The sequence below is a fragment of the Salmonella sp. SAL4457 genome, from assembly GCF_046548235.1.
GTDB lineage: Bacteria > Pseudomonadota > Gammaproteobacteria > Enterobacterales > Enterobacteriaceae > Salmonella > Salmonella enterica.
The window spans coordinates 1-258 of record NZ_JBGDZO010000796.1 but is presented as its reverse complement, the minus strand read 5'-3'; the positions used below and the strand labels follow the sequence as shown (position 1 = coordinate 258).

Sequence of the window (258 nt, the reverse complement as noted above, 5' to 3'; positions counted from 1 at the left end):
ACCGTGGCCAGGCACATGCCGACCGCGGCGATCCAGTAGACCTTGGTTTCTACGGCGAAGAACATCGCCGGCATCAGGATGAACTCCGGCAGCACCATCAGGCATGCCGCCTTGCGCATGTCGATGCGCGAAGTGAGCAGCGCCCCCAGTGGCTGGCTGAGGAACTGCACCACCAGCGCGACCACGATGATGCTGAGGAAGGTGCCCTGGCTGTAGCCGAGGGTCTTGGTCGCCCAGGAGAGGGCGAAGGTGCTCTTG

General features: G+C 64.0%; 1 protein-coding gene. It reads right to left on the bottom strand.

All coding sequences use genetic code 11. The annotated features are described in order from the left end of the window. Positions 1-258 (bottom strand): hypothetical protein (locus ACLJNW_RS26355; protein WP_410961530.1); only part of this gene is annotated, 258 nt, incomplete at both ends.